Origin of the sequence: Haemophilus seminalis (genome assembly GCF_006384255.1) — a bacterium.
GTDB lineage: Bacteria > Pseudomonadota > Gammaproteobacteria > Enterobacterales > Pasteurellaceae > Haemophilus > Haemophilus seminalis.
Genome location: NZ_VCED01000002.1, coordinates 245757 through 261984 on the forward strand (window position 1 = coordinate 245757; position 16228 = coordinate 261984).

The window sequence follows — 16228 nt, forward strand, 5'->3', positions numbered from 1 at the left end:
AACAGGAGAAAACAATGTCAGTAAAAGGCGACATCGGTGTTATCGGCTTAGCCGTAATGGGGCAAAACCTCATTTTAAATATGAATGATCATGGCTTTAAAGTCGTAGCATATAACCGTACCACATCTAAAGTAGATGAATTTTTACAAGGTGCGGCAAAAGGCACCAATATTATTGGCGCATATTCTTTAGAAGATTTAGCTTCTAAATTAGAAAAACCACGCAAAGTAATGTTAATGGTACGCGCAGGTGATGTGGTGGATCAATTTATTGAGGCATTATTACCGCACTTAGAAGAAGGTGACATCATTATTGATGGGGGTAACTCAAACTATCCGGATACTAACCGTCGTGTAAAAGCATTGGCTGAAAAAGGCATCCGCTTTATCGGTTCGGGTGTTTCTGGCGGTGAAGAAGGTGCGCGTCATGGACCATCTATCATGCCAGGTGGTAATGCAGAAGCGTGGCAATATGTGAAACCAATCTTCCAAGCGATCTCGGCGAAAACTGAACAAGGCGAGCCTTGCTGTGACTGGGTAGGCGGTGAAGGTGCAGGCCACTTCGTGAAAATGGTTCACAACGGCATCGAATATGGCGATATGCAATTAATTTGTGAAGCCTACCAATTCTTAAAAGAAGGTTTAGGCTTAAGCTATGAAGAAATGCAAGCCATCTTCGCAGAATGGAAAAAAACTGAACTTGATAGCTATCTAATCGATATCACCACTGATATTCTTGGTTATAAAGATGCTGATGGTGAGCCATTAGTTGAAAAAATCTTAGATACCGCAGGTCAAAAAGGGACAGGTAAATGGACGGGTATCAATGCATTAGATTTCGGTATTCCATTAACCTTAATCACTGAATCCGTCTTTGCTCGTTGCGTATCTTCATTTAAAGATCAACGTGTTGCAGCAAATCAATTATTCAATAAAACAGTTGTTCCAGTTGAAGGTGACAAAAAAGTTTGGATTGAAGCAGTGCGTAAAGCATTATTGGCGTCAAAAATCATTTCTTACGCACAAGGCTTTATGCTGATTCGTGAAGCCTCTGAACAATTTGGTTGGGATATTAACTATGGTGCAACGGCGTTATTATGGCGTGAAGGTTGTATCATTCGCAGCCGTTTCTTAGGCAATATTCGTGATGCATATGAAGCAAATCCAGATTTAATCTTCTTAGGTTCAGATAGTTACTTCAAAGGTATTTTAGAAAACGCATTAAGTGACTGGCGTAAAGTGGTGGCAAAATCTATCGAAGTGGGTATTCCAATGCCTTGTATGGCGTCTGCAATCACCTTCTTAGATGGTTATACTTCAGCACGTTTACCTGCAAACTTATTGCAAGCACAACGAGACTACTTCGGCGCACATACTTATGAGCGTACAGATAAACCACGTGGTGAATTCTTCCACACCAACTGGACAGGTCGTGGTGGTAATACAGCCTCTACCACTTATGATGTGTAGTTAAAAACATTGATAAAAATTACCGCACTTTGAGATATTAAAGTGCGGTATTTTTTATCTCTTTTTTGTTTATTTTGAGATATTTAAAAAGGCGATAAAAATATTGAAATTCCATCGCTTTTTATTATTTATTAAGCTTTAATTGGTATATCAGCTAATACATTTACTAATACATTCCAGTAGGTTGTGACAGTAGAAATCTGTACTTTCTCATCTGGTGAATGCGCATTACGAATAGTTGGTCCTAGAGAAATCATTTCGATATTAGGATAATGCTCTTTGAGTAATCCACATTCCAAACCCGCATGAATGACTTTAATATCAGGTTGTTTGCCTAACACTGCAGCATAATGTTTTTGAGTAAGATTTAATATGGAGGAATCATTGACTGGTTTCCAACCTGGATATGGTGCTGAAAATTCAGTTTTCGCACCCGCAAGGTTGGCAACAGAGGTTAATAATTCTGTTACATAATCTTTACCGCTTTCAATTAATGAACGTATTAAAATAGTTCCCTTCACACTGCGCTCTTCAGTCTTTAATACCCCGATGCTGAGTGAACTTTCGACAACATTTTTGATTACATCGCTATTACGAATGACGCCGTTAGGTAACGCGTTTAATAAATGAATGACTTTTTCTGTTGATTCTAAGGTAAAGATAGATTGTGGTTTTTCCGCTGATTCTAAGAAAAGCTTAAGGTTAGGTTCAGCAATGAATAATTCTTCTTTTAATAAAATGTTTAGTTTTTCTATCTCACTTTCAAAAGCATGAGGTTCGCCATTGAAAACTAGAATCGCAACAGCTTCTCTAGGAATAGCGTTTCGAATTGAACCACCACGAATTTCTGCAAGCTGGAAAGGAGAAGTGTTTTGTGGAAGTTTCGCTAATACGCGAGCCATAACTTTGATTGCATTAGCTCGTCCAGTATGAATATCGCAACCTGAATGTCCACCGCGCAAACCTTTCAATATGAGTTGAATTGATTGTTCAAAAGTGTTGTTTTCCCATTGAATTGGTATTGATAAATTGGCATTAATCCCTCCGGCGCAACCGATATAAATTTCTCCGACTTCTTCAGTGTCAGTATTGATAAGAATGTCCGATTGTAGCCAATTACGACGGAGGTGTAATGCACCGTCCATTCCTGTTTCTTCTGTCATGGTAAGAAGGACTTCAAGTGGTGGATGTGCGATATTATCGCTTTCAAGTACGGCTAATGTAGATGCTAAACCAATACCATTATCGGAACCAAGCGTTGTCCCTTTTGCTTTTACCCAATCGCCATCAATATAAGGACGAATCGGATCTTTAGTGAAATCATGTGGATTACCTTCATTGGCCTGAGGCACCATATCCAAGTGGGCTTGCAATACAACAGGTGTGCGATTTTCCATACCTACTGTTGCTGGTTTGCGAATTAATACATTACCCGCCTCGTCACGTTCTGCAAAAAAATGCTTTTCTTTTGCCCAGTTAACAATAAAGTTTGCAAGTGTATCTTCGTGATGAGATGGATGTGGTATTGTACAAATTTGATCGAACCATTTCCATAGCAATTCGGGTTGAAGTGTTGTAATTTCAGACATAGTTTCTCCTTTTTATCGAAAAATTTTGAGGAAATAATAGCATAAAATGCTATTTCAGGTTATCCTTACGCAATTTTTATTTATTGACAAAATTTAGGGTATTAAAATGAGTGAAAAATATGTGGTGACTTGGGATATGTTCCAAATGCATGCTCGTAAATTATCAGAGCGTTTACTTCCAGCATCCCAATGGAAAGGTATTATTGCCGTGAGTCGCGGTGGTTTATTCCCTGCTGCTGTATTAGCTCGCGAGTTAAGCATTCGCCACGTAGAAACCGTTTGTATTGCAAGTTATCATGACCACAATAATCAAGGTGAATTGCAGGTTCTTCACGCTGCACAGGTACCAAATGGCGGAGAAGGTTTTATCATAGTTGATGATCTAGTTGATACAGGTAATACTGCACGTGCAATCCGTGAAATGTATCCAAATGCAAAATTTGTGACAGTATTTGCAAAACCAGCAGGGGCAGAACTAGTTGATGATTATGTGATTGATATTCCTCAAAATACTTGGATTGAACAGCCTTGGGATTTAGGATTAATGTTTGTCCCGCCTTTTGCAAGAAAATAAGTTTATTCTTTAGATTTAAATGCGAAATCCCTTTGATTTCGCATTTTTTTATCTCTTAATTTGCCTTTTGAGTTAATCCGTGTCATTTCGGAAACAGGATTATTTATGCTATTCTAAGCGCAATTTTAAAAGGAATCCTTATGTCTGAAATTAAACTTAATTATCATAAAACTCACTTTTTAACGAGTGCGCCGAATATTCGTTCTATTCCTGAAGATACGGGCATTGAAATTGCGTTTGCGGGACGTTCAAATGCAGGAAAATCAACTGCACTTAATGCATTAACTAATCAAAAAAGCTTAGCCCGCACCTCAAAAACGCCGGGGCGTACCCAACTAATCAACTTATTTGAAGTGGAACCAAATTGTAAATTGGTGGATTTACCAGGTTATGGTTATGCAGCCGTACCAGAGCAAATGAAAATCCAATGGCAAAAATCCTTAGGCGAATATTTGCAAAAACGAGAATGTTTGGCGGGATTGGTTGTGCTGATGGATATTCGCCACCCTCTTAAAGATCTTGACCAACAAATGATTGAATGGGCGGTTTCAGCAGATTTACCCGTACTTTTATTGCTTACTAAAGCCGATAAATTGAGCCAAAGTGCACGTAGTAAACAAGTGAAAATAGTGCGCGAAGCGATTCTTCCATTCCAAGGTGACATTCAAGTAGAAGCCTTTTCTGCACAAAATAAAATTGGTATTGATAAACTTGCAGCGAAATTAGATTTTTGGTTTTCGCCACTTTTTGCGGAATAAAATATAAATTTTGCGATCTAGATCGCAAGAAAAGCACATGATGAATGATTTCATTATGTGCTTTTTTTATAGTGCAAAAACTATCTCCATTTTTACCGCACTTTAAGGATTATCATGTCCCTTGCTATTGTTTACAGTCGTGCCTCTATGGGGGTGCAGGCACCGCTTGTCACTATTGAGGTGCATTTAAGCAACGGAAAACCTGGATTTACGCTTGTTGGTTTGCCAGAAAAAACGGTGAAAGAGGCACAAGATCGGGTGCGTAGTGCGTTGATGAATGCACAATTTAAATATCCAGCCAAGCGTATCACAGTGAATCTCGCACCTGCGGATTTACCGAAAGAAGGTGGACGATTTGATTTGCCTATTGCCATCGGGATTTTAGCCGCATCGGATCAGCTTGATGCGAGCCGTTTAAAACAATTTGAATTTGTGGCTGAGCTTGCTCTGACGGGGCAATTGCGTGGTGTACATGGTGTGATTCCTGCTATTCTTGCAGCGCAAAAGTCAAAGCGAGAGTTAATTATCGCGAAACAAAATGCTAATGAAGCTTCTCTCGTTTCTGATCAAAATACTTATTTTGCTCAAACGCTTTTAGATGTGGTGCAATTTCTCAATGGTCAGGAAAAATTACCTCTCGCCACTGAAATTGTGAAAGAAAGTGCGGTAAATTTTTCGGGTAAAAATACATTAGATTTAACGGATATTATCGGACAACAACACGCCAAACGAGCATTGACCATTGCCGCAGCAGGGCAGCATAATTTACTCTTTCTTGGCCCTCCGGGTACAGGGAAAACCATGTTAGCTAGCCGATTGACAGGGCTTTTACCTGAAATGACGGATTTAGAAGCGATAGAAACGGCATCTGTAACGAGTTTAGTACAAAACGAGTTGAATTTTCATAATTGGAAACAACGTCCTTTTCGCGCCCCGCACCATAGTGCATCAATGCCGGCTTTAGTTGGAGGCGGGACGATCCCAAAACCTGGTGAAATATCCTTAGCAACAAATGGCGTGCTGTTTCTTGATGAACTTCCAGAGTTTGAACGAAAAGTATTAGATGCACTACGTCAGCCTTTGGAAAGTGGTGAGATTATTATTTCTCGTGCTAATGCCAAAATCCAATTTCCAGCTCGTTTTCAATTGGTGGCAGCGATGAATCCAAGTCCGACAGGCCATTATACTGGAACGCATAACCGCACTTCACCCCAGCAAATTATGCGTTATTTGAATCGACTTTCAGGACCATTTTTAGATCGTTTCGATTTGTCTATTGAAGTGCCTTTACTGCCACAAGGTAGCTTACAAAATACAGGTGATCGTGGTGAAACAAGTGCGCAAGTTCGTGAAAAAGTGTTAAAAGTGCGTGAGATTCAAATGGAAAGAGCGGGGAAAATTAACGCTTATTTGAATAGTAAAGAGATTGAACGTGATTGCAAGTTAAGTGATAAAGATGCCTTTTTCCTTGAAAATGCGCTGAATAAACTGGGGCTTTCTGTACGGGCTTATCATCGTATTTTGAAAGTTTCTCGAACCATTGCCGATCTACAAGGAGAACAACAAATTTCTCAACCGCACTTAGCGGAAGCTTTGGGGTATCGAGCAATGGATCGTTTGTTGCAGAAATTATCGAATATGTAAAAACGCGTGGTGAGAATACCACGCGTGAAAGGATTAGTAAGTGCTTTTGGCATCTTGCGTGCCACTAATAATTGCAATGCCCGCACTTGCACCAATGCGTGTTGCACCTGCTTTAATCATTGCAAATGCCGTTTCAGTATCACGCACGCCGCCTGATGCTTTAACACCAAAATTGCCGACCGTTTGTTTCATCAATGCAACATCTTCCACGGTCGCTCCGCCTTTATTGAAGCCTGTTGATGTTTTCACAAAAGCCACACCGATTTCTTTACAAATTTCGCAGGCTTTCACTATTTCATCTTTAGTGAGCAAACAAGTTTCTAAAATCACTTTTAATGGTGTGCCATCACAAGCATTAAATACAGCTTGAATATCTTGTTTTACTGCATCCCATTTTTGCGATTTTATCCAACCTACATTAATCACCATATCAATCTCATTTGCACCTGCTTTAATAGATTCTTGCGTTTCAAATGCTTTGACAGAGGTTAAATTCGCCCCCAAAGGAAAGCCAACTACGGTACAAATTTTTACATTTGAGCCAGCAAGTTTTTCTTTAGCTAGTGGAATATAACCAGAATTGATACATACAGAGTAAAATCCGTGTTCAATCGCTTCATTGCAGAGTGTCAAAATATCTTGTTCATTTTTTTCTGCTGTCAGTGCAGTGTGATCGATATATTGAGCAAGTTGATTCGGTGTCATTATTTTCCTCCTTTTATTTATGTTTTACCTATTGTAGCAAAAATCCCTTGTTTTTGACTGTGCTTTTATGCTTGATTACAATCATCTCAATGCGATAAGGAATAAAGAAAATGAAGATTAAAAAACTACTTAAGAATGGATTATCCCTCTTTTTAACGTTTATTGTGATGAGTAGCATACTGGATTTTGTTCGTCGTCCTGTGGTGCCAGAGGAAATAAATAAAATCACGCTACAAGATCTTCAAGGGAATACGTTCTCTCTTGAAAGTCTTGATCAAAATAAAGCGACGTTGCTTTATTTTTGGGGAACTTGGTGTGGTTATTGTCGCTATACTTCACCAGCAATTAATTCTTTAGCGAAAGAAGGCTATCAAGTTGTATCTGTGGCATTACGTTCAGGTAATGAGGCGGACGTAAATGATTATTTAAGTAAGCATGACTACCACTTCACAACAGTGAATGATCCGAAAGGCGAATTTGCAGAGCGATGGCAAATTAATGTGACGCCCACAATTGTGTTGTTGAGTAAAGGCAAAATGGATCTTGTTACGACAGGCCTCACGAGTTATTGGGGATTAAAAGTGCGGTTGTTTTTCGCAGAGTTTTTTGGCTAAGCGGTAGAAAATCTATTACAATACGCAGACTTATTTTAAAGAGGACAGAATTATGATTATCGTAACAGGCGGCGCTGGTTTTATTGGCAGCAATATTGTCAAAGCATTGAATGATTTAGGGCGCAAAGATATTTTAGTGGTCGATAACTTAAAAGATGGCACAAAATTTGCCAATTTAGTTGATTTAGACATTGCAGATTATTGTGATAAAGAAGATTTCATTGCTTCTATTATTGCAGGCGACGAATTTGGCGATATTGATGCAGTATTCCACGAGGGGGCATGTTCTGCCACTACGGAATGGGATGGCAAATACATTATGCACAACAACTACGAATATTCTAAAGAGTTGTTGCATTATTGCCTTGACCGCGAAATTCCTTTCTTCTATGCCTCAAGCGCTGCAACTTATGGTGATACCAAAGTATTCCGTGAAGAACGTGAATTTGAAGGCCCATTAAATGTGTATGGTTATTCTAAATTCTTGTTCGACCAATATGTGCGTAACATTTTGCCAGAAGCAAAATCGCCAGTATGTGGTTTCCGTTATTTTAATGTTTACGGGCCGCGTGAAAATCATAAAGGTTCTATGGCGAGCGTAGCATTCCACTTGAATAACCAAATCTTAAAAGGCGAAAATCCAAAATTATTTGCAGGCAGCGAACACTTCCGCCGTGATTTTGTTTATGTAGGCGATGTGGCTGCAGTGAATATTTGGTGTTGGCAAAATGGTATTTCGGGTATTTACAACCTAGGGACAGGAAATGCAGAAAGTTTCCGTGCGGTGGCTGATGCGGTAGTGAAATTCCACGGTAAAGGTGAGATTGAAACTATTCCATTCCCAGAGCATTTGAAATCTCGTTATCAAGAATATACTCAAGCTGATTTAACTAAACTTCGTTCAACAGGCTACGATAAGCCATTCAAAACAGTCGCGGAAGGCGTGGCTGAATATATGGCATGGTTGAATAGAAAATAAACCGTAGGTTTGCCTACTTCCCATCAACAAAGTGCGGTTAAAAATCTCGGTATTTTTGACCGCACTTTTATCTGAAAGACAGAAAATGAATATTCTAATTATTGGCCCATCTTGGGTTGGCGATATGATGATGTCGCACAGTTTGTACCAGCAACTGAAAATTCAATATCCAAACTGCAATATTGATGTGATGGCACCGAATTGGTGTAAGCCTTTGCTTGCGCGAATGCCAGAGGTGTGTAAGGCGATTGAAATGCCATTAGGGCACGGGGCCTTTGAATTGGGAACGCGTTATCGTTTAGGAAAGTCTTTGCGTGAACAATATGATATGGCGATTGTTTTGCCTAATTCATTGAAATCTGCGCTTATTCCTTTCTTTGCAAAAATTATCCATCGTCGTGGTTGGAAAGGTGAAAGCCGTTATATTTTATTGAATGATTTACGAGCCAATAAAAAAGATTATCCAATGATGGTGCAGCGTTATGTTGCATTAGCTTTTGAAAAAAATTCTGTACCAAAAGCCGATGATATTCCTGTCTTAAAACCCTATTTGACGATTGAGCCAGCGCAACAAGCTGAAACCTTAAAAAACTTTGAAAAACAGACCGCACTTTTAGGCGAACGTCCGATTATTGGTTTCTGTCCAGGAGCAGAATTTGGTCCAGCTAAACGTTGGCCGCATTATCATTATGCTAAATTAGCAGAAATGTTAATTACCCAAGGCTATGCAGTGGAATTATTTGGCTCTGCTAAAGATGAACCTGTGGGCGAAGAAATCCGTCAAGCGCTGCCAGAAGCGTTGCGTGAGTTTTGTGTCAATTTAGCAGGAAAAACCAACTTAAATGAAGCCGTGGATTTAATTGCAAATTGTACGGCAGTCGTGACCAATGACAGTGGTTTAATGCATATTGCTGCTGCAGTAAATCGTCCATTGATTGCACTTTATGGACCTACTAGCCCGCAATATACGCCGCCACTTTCGGATAAAGCGACGATTATTCGTTTAATTGAAGGTGGATTGATTAAAGTCCGTAAAGGTGACAAAGAGGGCGGTTATCATCAAAGTTTGATTGATATTACGCCGGAAATGGCATTAGAAAAATTAGAGGCATTATTAGAAAAATGAACCCTTTACGCATACATTTACAATTAATTGGAATGGTGATTTTATGGGGCGCCTCTTGGCCTTGGGGACGAGTGGTTGCCCAAGCTATGCCGACATTTGTTGCTTCAAGCGTGCGCTTTTTTTTCGCCATTATACCACTCATTATTTGGCTATATGCGGCGAATCGTTTCAAATATGCTAAACAACTGCGACCTAATCAATGGGTTGGGTTATTGTTAACGGCTTTGCTTGGGATCTTTGGTTATTCTACTTTCTTTATTTGGGGTTTGAAATATGTTCCAGCAGGGCAAGGAACGATGGTCGTTGCCTCTAATCCCGTCTTTACGATGTTTTTTGCGATTTTATTATTTAAAGAGAAATGGAATCGCTGGGTTGTATTAGGGATGATTATTGCCATTAGCGGTTCTTTGTTAGCCATGACAAAAGGGAATCCAACTAACCTCTTACAAAATTTTGGATTCGGTCAAATGTTATTGCTTTGTGCTTTAGTTTGCTGGGTTGCTTATACTTTATTGGCTCGTAAAGTATTAATCGGAATTGATTCTCTCACCGCTACCACGATTTCTTCTACTTTTGGTTTTTTCATGCTGACGTTGGCAGCATTATGGACGGAAAGTGCGGAAGATTGGGCAACCGTATTTCAATTAAATGGATCGCAATGGTTTAGTTTACTTGGTCTTGCATTTGGCTCAACGGTATTGGCTTATGCATGGTATTTTGATGGTGTGAAACACTTAGGGGCGGGCAATGCCTCGGCCTATATTATTCTTGTGCCGATTTTAGGCATTTTATTCTCCGCCGTTTGGTTGAATGAACGAGTGGATTTCTCCTTAATTATTGGGGGCATTTTAGCCGTATCTGGACTTGGAATTATGCATTGGGGAAGAAGGTTAATTAAATGAAAGTATGCGTGATTAAGACTTCCTCTATGGGGGATGTTATCCACACTTTGCCTGCCTTGACTGATGCACAAAAGGCGATTCCTAGTTTAAGTATTGATTGGGTGGTGGAAGAAAACTTTGCAGAAATTCCACGTTGGCATTCCGCTGTAAATCGAGTGATTCCTATTGCTTTGCGCCGTTGGCGTAAATCGCCTTTTTCTATTCAAACAAGAAATGAGTGGAAAAATTACCGCACTTTGTTGCAGGCTGAAAACTATGATGCGGTAATCGATGCGCAAGGGCTCATTAAAAGTGCATTATTTGCAACTCGTTTCGCTCAAGGTGTGAAACATGGATATGATCGTCAAAGTATCCGAGAGCCGTTAGCGTCTTTTTTCTACGATAAAAAATATGCCATTTCTTATCAACAGCATGCGGTGGAACGAATTCGTCAGCTTTTTGCTCAAAGTTTAGGTTATGAATTACCTCAAGTTCAGGGTGATTATGGTATTGCTCGCCATTTTCTTCATCAAACTTCAGAACAAAACTATGTGGTATTCATTCATTCTACAACTCGGGCAGATAAGCATTGGGAAGAATCAGAATGGCAAAAATTGATTGAAAAAATTACCGCACTTTCTGATTACGAAATTCGCTTACCTTGGGGAAATGAACTAGAAAAAGCGCGAGCAGAGCGTTTGGCTCAAGTTCATTCTAATGTGATCGTGTTGCCTAAGTTAACTTTAACGGAGCTTGCAAAACAGCTTGCAAATACAAAAGCTGCCGTGTCGGTGGATACAGGTTTGGCGCATTTAACTGCCGCCTTGGATAACCCCAATATTACGCTTTATGGCGCAACGGATCCTAAATTGATTGGCTGTTATGGTAAAAATCAGCATTACTTATCGGCAAGTTCAATGAAAGAGATTTCAGCTGAACAAGTATTCTCACAATTACTTCTTTTTATTTCATAAAAAATGCTCGCACTTGGCGAGCATTTTTATCTTTTATATTTTCTTAGTCTAAGGCTTTACCTTTTAATTCAGGGATTAAGAAAATTGTCGCTAACATATCAATTACGTAGATAATCGCAAGTAGGGCGATGGCAGTTTGGAAAGAGTAGGCGAGTACAACTGCGCCCACAACCACAGGTCCAAATCCCCCTACGGCACGACCAATATTGAAAAGTACGTTTTGTGCGGTTGCTCGAGCTTCAGTTGGGTAGGCTTCTGCCATTAATGCACCGTAACCTCCCATCATTCCGTTTACAAACATACCTAAAAATGCCCCAGCAAGAAGCATGATGTCAGGATCGGTAAGTTGTGAGTAAACCACGATACTTATCACTGCGCCTAATTGGAAAAGTAAGAAACTTGGTTTGCGTCCGATGCGGTCGGCAAGTTGTCCGAAAATCCAAATGCCAGCCATCATGCCACAGACGGTAACGGCTGTCCAAAGTCCAGATTTAGTTAAGCTGAATCCCAGTTGTTTTGATAAGAAATTAGGTAACCAAATCATAATACCGTAATAACCGAAGTTTTGTACGGAGGTAAGTACAACGATACCAAGACTAATTTTGCTCGTGGCTTTGTCTTTAATCAGAAGCTGAAATGAACGTAATTTATCAGTAAAGCTGGATTGCGTTGAAAGTGCGGTTTGTTTTTGAGTGAAAATTTCAGGTTCGTGCAGATGAGAACGTAAGAACCAAGCGACAAATGCAGGGAAGATACCCACCAAGAACATTCCACGCCAGCCAATATGCGGGAGCAATAATGGTGTAAGTAATGCGGCACCTAACACACCTGCTTGCCAACCCAAGGCAACATAAGATGCAGCTTTAGCTCGGTGGCGTGCGGGCCATGCTTCTGCTGCTAGAGCCATCCCAATTCCAAATTCACCGCCTAAGCCAATACCAGCAATTGTGCGATAAATCAGTAAATCCCAATAACCTTGTGCAATCGCACATAAACCAGTAAACACCGCAAAGAGAATAATAGTCCAAGTAAGTACACGTACACGACCGTATTTATCGCTTAATGCGCCAAATAAAATACCGCCAAAAACTGCGCCAATAAGTGTCCATGTCACGAGAGAACCACCCTGGGCGGGCGTTAGATTTAAGTCAGCAGAAATTGCGCTAAGCATGAAACCTAAAATTAGAAGATCGAAACCGTCCATTGCATAGCCGACGGTAGAGCCAATTAAGGCTTTCCAGCCATAACTGTTTACTTTGTTTGTCATGATGTGTCCTTTTGTTACTCTCAGGTAACATTTAAAGTGAAAAGAGAGGTGATTAAAAAATCGGTGGCTAGTTTACTGCATTGATGAAAAAATTCAATGAGTGTAATAACAAAAATAATCAGAATTAAAAACTGAATTTGAATAAGAAAGAAAAGGGGAATTATTAGGGAATAAAATTAGGATGGCGGTGAGAAAGAACAACGACTTTTACCTCTTAAGCCTTGTGTAGTCTAAAATCTTGATATTTTGTATAGTCCGTTAGGGGGTTATACAGGGGGTTAAAAATAAATTTTTCTATGATTTGTCCTTGTTCAAGGTGCAATTATGAAAAAAAAGAGGTTTAACGGTCAATCTTTAATTTTCGTTTAATTTCGTTTTATTTGTTCATTTTTATAGCTTAATCTTCTTTAGTGTATTTTTGTTCACCGTAAAAATATCTTTCCTTATGTAATGCTGCGCGTTCACGAGTTTTTTCCCAAATCCTTTCTTCTTCCTTTCGTTTTATTGAATTTCTTTTGATGAAACCATAGACGAAAACAAATAATAAAATCACTGCATACCATAAAAATGGGTTATCAGCTATTGCGTAAATCATAACGAAAGGTAATGCAATGATAGATATCGTTAGAACAGCTATTAGTGGCCCAAATAAAACTAAAAGAATCAATTTTCCTAAAGAATTTATTTTGGCGCGGTTCCGATTAAACCACGGTTTGAATGGAGTCAGTATTACAGCTAAAAATACCAACAATAGATAGATTACGATAAATGCTGGCAGAATGTTGATTAAATATGTGCCACCAATAAAAAGCCCCGCTATCAGTAAATAAATTGGTGCAGCAATTAGAAATAGGATCAAGGCAATCATTTCTTTCATCTATGGTTATTGTGTAATTTGATTCTAAGGCAAGCAGAAAAAAATAAAAGTAAAATGTATCTTTTTTATACTTTTGGAAAGTCGGTAATTTATTCCAGTATGTGCGAAAAAGTGCGGTAGATTTTTTGGGGTTCTTTTTGCTTTAATTTTATTTTTTTCTGTTAGTGCTTTTTTTTTACAGGAATTACAGGAATTACAGGAATTACAGGAATTACAGGAATTTTTTAATTTTCATGGAAAAAATCTTTGTTTATTAATAGTTTAAAGGTTTGAAAAAAATTCCTGTGGTTATTTTTTAAACAGGAATTTTTTAGGAATTTTACAGGAATTTTTTAAGGCCGTTTTTTGTACAATAGGAATAAAAAGAGCAAAAATAGGAATTTTTACCCACTGAATAGGAATTTTTAGATAGGTAATAGGAATTTTTTATTATTGTAACTTATTGATTTATAAAGATATGTAATATTTTATTCCTATAATTCCTATAAAAATCCTATCTTTTGGCAGAAAAATTCTTTTAAAACATAAAAAAAGCAAGGTGGCGAACCTTGCTTTAATTTTTATTCGGTTTTTTCTGAATCACTTTCATCATCTGAAAATGGCATCACTTTATAGGCCCTAACCGTTTTGCCTATATACTTTTTCGATATTTTGAAAATGTATTCATTATAGCCATTCTCGGGCTTTTTCGGTTTTTTTAATAACCCTGATGAAAAAAGTATGCTGTGCGCCATATTTTTAGGGAATCCCTCAATAATTTCATCAAAAATTTTAGGATAAATGAAATAATGCTCTTCTTCCTTTTTCGCTTCATTGGCCAACACTCTAACACCTGATACTTTAATCGGTGTTCTTGCATTAGGATCCGCTGGGTATTCAATGAAACTTGCTTCATTGACTAATAGCCAATCGGTCAAAATTCTGATTAAACTTGTTTCTTCTCGGCTATTTTCGCCAAATTCTTCTTTCCAGTTGAGAAAGTTTTTTAAAATGGCTTGTGCGCTTTCTTCTTCCGTCCATTGGGTTAAGTCTTTGGCTAAATAAAGTGCGGTTTCTAGCACGGCGAAACGGTCGCCCGCTACACGTTGCACTTGTCCGCTCATATTATTAGATAAATCTAGCCATTTTTGGCGAATTATCTTATAGGTGCTTTTCACTGCATCCGCATTGTTAGAAAGAAAGGCTATCCATTCGCGCCCAATTATGCCAAAACATTCTTGCACTTTTTCGTTTAAATGGTCGGCGTGCGCTTTGTTGTTGGGAAAGTTGTGTAAATGGTTCGCTTCCTCAAGCGGCACATTTAAAAGTCGTACTAATTGCCCAGCGTGCACCTTTGCGCCCTGCTGTCTTAGCTGGGTTTCTAAATCTTTTTCCCCTGTCGAAAGTGCGGAGACTTTCCAGCGTTTTATTTGTCGGTTTCCGCCCTCTTTTTCGCCTCTGATTTTGTCCGTTTCATTAAACAAATCATAGGCGATAGTCTCTAGATTCTTTCCGTCTTTGGCTTGTCCGATTTCGTCTAGAGTAATAAAGCCGTCATTGCGTGCAGCTGCTTCATTTTTTACGCCTGTTGCGGTGGTGCTCCAGCTTAATTTTATTTTTTCGGGGTTGCCGTAAATACTGTTGGCAATATTTAGGGTTGTGCTTTTTCCCTTTGAACTTTCCGCGAATAAATGCACGCCAAAAGATTCCCGCCCTAAAAGTGAAAGCATAGGTGCAGCTAACGCAACCGCTACGCCAATCATCATTGAGGCGTTACCACGTACATTTTGCGCAATTTCCCTTTGCCAATCTGCAAGTGTGCCGCTTGTCGTATAGCCCAGGCTTGAACTGCTTCGGTCGGTAAAATGAATCGGTTTAAGCGGCGTGCCAATAATTTCCCCATTCGGTAATAAATACGCTCCATTTAGCCAGCCTGTCACATTCGTGATAGTCCATTGGGTAAAATGGTCGCCGTTAAAATGAAAATGCTCGGTAAGGCGTTGTGTTAAGCCTGAGCCTTGTGTCATTTTCAAACCTTGCGCTTTCAGCATTTTCCAGCCTGAATCTGTGCCAAAATCTTCACGGGCGATAGCAACGGTGCGCGGCTTATTTTCATCTCGATTTTGCCATTGAAAAAGATAGTAATATTCTCCGCCTTGCGTTTTCCCCTCGCCAACCAGTGCCAAATCATCACAAATCCACGTCATACTCTCTTTAATGATTTCGCCAGTATCATTATCAACTTTAGGCTTAATGTAATGTAACCCTTTAATCTTGCCATTTTCTCGATACTCTACATAAGGCTCACGTTTTGGCGCATCTGGTTTATCCATATATTCCACGCGCATTTCTGCTAAATTGCGCGATTCTGCACTATTGCGTAAATCTTCTAAACGGTGGCTTAATTCTTCCAAATTATCGCCGAGGCTATCTGCAAAAAAGACTTTTTTTGCTTTACTGCGCGTTGCTAGTGCCAATAAAAGGGCGTTTTCTTGGTCGCTTGTCACTTCGCCAAAACGGTAAAATGTCACGGCGTGCACATCATCTTTTAAAATCTGATAATCGCCAGCGTTTGCCAGTTTCTCCGCATCTAAAATTATCGGCTTATAATCACGCTCAAGACCTAGTTTATCGCGCAATAAACCCCATTCAAGGCCATTGCCTTTATCTTTACCAAATCCCCAAGCATTCCAGGCTTTATTGCCAATTAATGCGTGAATATGCTCAAAGGCTACGCGCCCTTGTTCGTCAAAGTGCGGTGCTTTTGGTGGGTGTTTTTTATAACTCATCTT

14 protein-coding genes are annotated in these 16228 nt (G+C 39.3%); 9 read left to right on the forward strand and 5 right to left on the reverse strand.

Annotated elements, in window-relative coordinates:
* The first annotated feature begins 14 nt into the window (after window positions 1-14).
* Complete coding sequence (gene gnd, locus FE813_RS03535; RefSeq protein ID WP_139989458.1) at window positions 15-1469, forward strand: decarboxylating NADP(+)-dependent phosphogluconate dehydrogenase; 1455 nt, start codon at window positions 15-17, stop codon at window positions 1467-1469.
* Between the two features lie 131 nt (window positions 1470-1600).
* On the opposite strand, the gene pepD is transcribed toward gnd, so the two are convergent.
* Window positions 1601-3058 (reverse strand): beta-Ala-His dipeptidase, encoded by a 1458-nt coding sequence (gene pepD, locus FE813_RS03540; protein ID WP_106013667.1) that lies wholly within the window; start codon window positions 3056-3058, stop codon window positions 1601-1603.
* A gap of 106 nt (window positions 3059-3164) precedes the next feature.
* Here pepD and gpt point away from each other — a divergent pair, with 106 nt between their 5' ends.
* The 3 genes from gpt (at window position 3165) to FE813_RS03555 (ending at window position 6034) form a co-directional block, all read left to right on the forward strand.
* A complete protein-coding gene (gene gpt / locus FE813_RS03545) occupies window positions 3165-3632 on the forward strand; it encodes a xanthine phosphoribosyltransferase (RefSeq protein WP_106013666.1) in 468 nt (155 codons plus the stop codon).
* Window positions 3633-3772: 140 nt separating this feature from the next.
* On the forward strand, window positions 3773-4390 hold the full coding sequence (gene yihA, locus FE813_RS03550) for a ribosome biogenesis GTP-binding protein YihA/YsxC (protein ID WP_106013665.1): 618 nt from the start codon (window positions 3773-3775) through the stop codon (window positions 4388-4390).
* 114 nt (window positions 4391-4504) lie between these two features.
* The gene (locus FE813_RS03555; protein ID WP_005636298.1) at window positions 4505-6034 is read left to right on the forward strand and encodes a YifB family Mg chelatase-like AAA ATPase; all 1530 of its coding nucleotides are present in this window, start codon (window positions 4505-4507) and stop codon (window positions 6032-6034) included.
* Window positions 6035-6067: 33 nt separating this feature from the next.
* Here the strand turns inward: FE813_RS03555 and deoC are convergent, their stop codons facing one another.
* Window positions 6068-6739 (reverse strand): deoxyribose-phosphate aldolase, encoded by a 672-nt coding sequence (gene deoC / locus FE813_RS03560; protein ID WP_139989459.1) that lies wholly within the window; start codon window positions 6737-6739, stop codon window positions 6068-6070.
* A gap of 110 nt (window positions 6740-6849) precedes the next feature.
* Here deoC and FE813_RS03565 point away from each other — a divergent pair, with 110 nt between their 5' ends.
* The 5 genes from FE813_RS03565 (at window position 6850) to rfaC (ending at window position 11313) form a co-directional block, all read left to right on the forward strand.
* On the forward strand, window positions 6850-7353 hold the full coding sequence (locus FE813_RS03565; protein ID WP_139989460.1) for a protein disulfide oxidoreductase: 504 nt from the start codon (window positions 6850-6852) through the stop codon (window positions 7351-7353).
* 52 nt (window positions 7354-7405) lie between these two features.
* Window positions 7406-8332 carry an ADP-glyceromanno-heptose 6-epimerase gene (rfaD, locus tag FE813_RS03570; protein WP_005636304.1) on the forward strand — a complete coding sequence of 309 codons (927 nt, stop codon included), beginning with the start codon at window positions 7406-7408 and terminating at the stop codon, window positions 8330-8332.
* A gap of 85 nt (window positions 8333-8417) precedes the next feature.
* Complete coding sequence (gene waaF / locus FE813_RS03575; protein WP_139989461.1) at window positions 8418-9458, forward strand: lipopolysaccharide heptosyltransferase II; 1041 nt, start codon at window positions 8418-8420, stop codon at window positions 9456-9458.
* Entirely contained in the window at window positions 9455-10360 is a 906-nt protein-coding gene (locus FE813_RS03580) for a DMT family transporter (RefSeq protein WP_139989462.1), read from the forward strand. Before waaF ends, FE813_RS03580 begins: the two co-directional genes overlap by 4 nt.
* Window positions 10357-11313, forward strand: a complete 957-nt coding sequence (rfaC, locus tag FE813_RS03585) for a lipopolysaccharide heptosyltransferase RfaC (protein WP_139989463.1) — start codon at window positions 10357-10359, stop codon at window positions 11311-11313. Before FE813_RS03580 ends, rfaC begins: the two co-directional genes overlap by 4 nt.
* Before the next feature lie 43 nt (window positions 11314-11356).
* Here rfaC and FE813_RS03590 read toward each other — a convergent pair whose 3' ends face one another.
* The 3 genes from FE813_RS03590 to FE813_RS03600 all read right to left on the reverse strand — a co-directional run bounded on the left by FE813_RS03590 (window position 11357) and on the right by FE813_RS03600 (window position 16225).
* Entirely contained in the window at window positions 11357-12580 is a 1224-nt protein-coding gene (locus FE813_RS03590; protein ID WP_139989464.1) for an MFS transporter, read from the reverse strand.
* A gap of 397 nt (window positions 12581-12977) precedes the next feature.
* Window positions 12978-13457: a hypothetical protein gene (locus FE813_RS03595; protein ID WP_139989465.1), complete on the reverse strand. Its 480-nt coding sequence runs from the start codon at window positions 13455-13457 to the stop codon at window positions 12978-12980.
* Between the two features lie 560 nt (window positions 13458-14017).
* Window positions 14018-16225: a DUF927 domain-containing protein gene (locus FE813_RS03600; protein ID WP_139989466.1), complete on the reverse strand. Its 2208-nt coding sequence runs from the start codon at window positions 16223-16225 to the stop codon at window positions 14018-14020.
* Window positions 16226-16228 lie beyond the last annotated feature (3 nt).

What these genes read in the sequence shown, in the direction of transcription:
- gnd (WP_139989458.1), top strand. Translation starts at nt 15, where the DNA reads ATGTCAGTAAAAGGCGACATCGGTGTTATCGGCTTAGCCGTAATGGGG.
- pepD (WP_106013667.1), bottom strand. Translation starts at nt 3,058, where the DNA reads ATGTCTGAAATTACAACACTTCAACCCGAATTGCTATGGAAATGGTTC.
- gpt (WP_106013666.1), top strand. Translation starts at nt 3,165, where the DNA reads ATGAGTGAAAAATATGTGGTGACTTGGGATATGTTCCAAATGCATGCT.
- yihA (WP_106013665.1), top strand. Translation starts at nt 3,773, where the DNA reads ATGTCTGAAATTAAACTTAATTATCATAAAACTCACTTTTTAACGAGT.
- FE813_RS03555 (WP_005636298.1), top strand. Translation starts at nt 4,505, where the DNA reads ATGTCCCTTGCTATTGTTTACAGTCGTGCCTCTATGGGGGTGCAGGCA.
- deoC (WP_139989459.1), bottom strand. Translation starts at nt 6,739, where the DNA reads ATGACACCGAATCAACTTGCTCAATATATCGATCACACTGCACTGACA.
- FE813_RS03565 (WP_139989460.1), top strand. Translation starts at nt 6,850, where the DNA reads ATGAAGATTAAAAAACTACTTAAGAATGGATTATCCCTCTTTTTAACG.
- rfaD (WP_005636304.1), top strand. Translation starts at nt 7,406, where the DNA reads ATGATTATCGTAACAGGCGGCGCTGGTTTTATTGGCAGCAATATTGTC.
- waaF (WP_139989461.1), top strand. Translation starts at nt 8,418, where the DNA reads ATGAATATTCTAATTATTGGCCCATCTTGGGTTGGCGATATGATGATG.
- FE813_RS03580 (WP_139989462.1), top strand. Translation starts at nt 9,455, where the DNA reads ATGAACCCTTTACGCATACATTTACAATTAATTGGAATGGTGATTTTA.
- rfaC (WP_139989463.1), top strand. Translation starts at nt 10,357, where the DNA reads ATGAAAGTATGCGTGATTAAGACTTCCTCTATGGGGGATGTTATCCAC.
- FE813_RS03590 (WP_139989464.1), bottom strand. Translation starts at nt 12,580, where the DNA reads ATGACAAACAAAGTAAACAGTTATGGCTGGAAAGCCTTAATTGGCTCT.
- FE813_RS03595 (WP_139989465.1), bottom strand. Translation starts at nt 13,457, where the DNA reads ATGAAAGAAATGATTGCCTTGATCCTATTTCTAATTGCTGCACCAATT.
- FE813_RS03600 (WP_139989466.1), bottom strand. Translation starts at nt 16,225, where the DNA reads ATGAGTTATAAAAAACACCCACCAAAAGCACCGCACTTTGACGAACAA.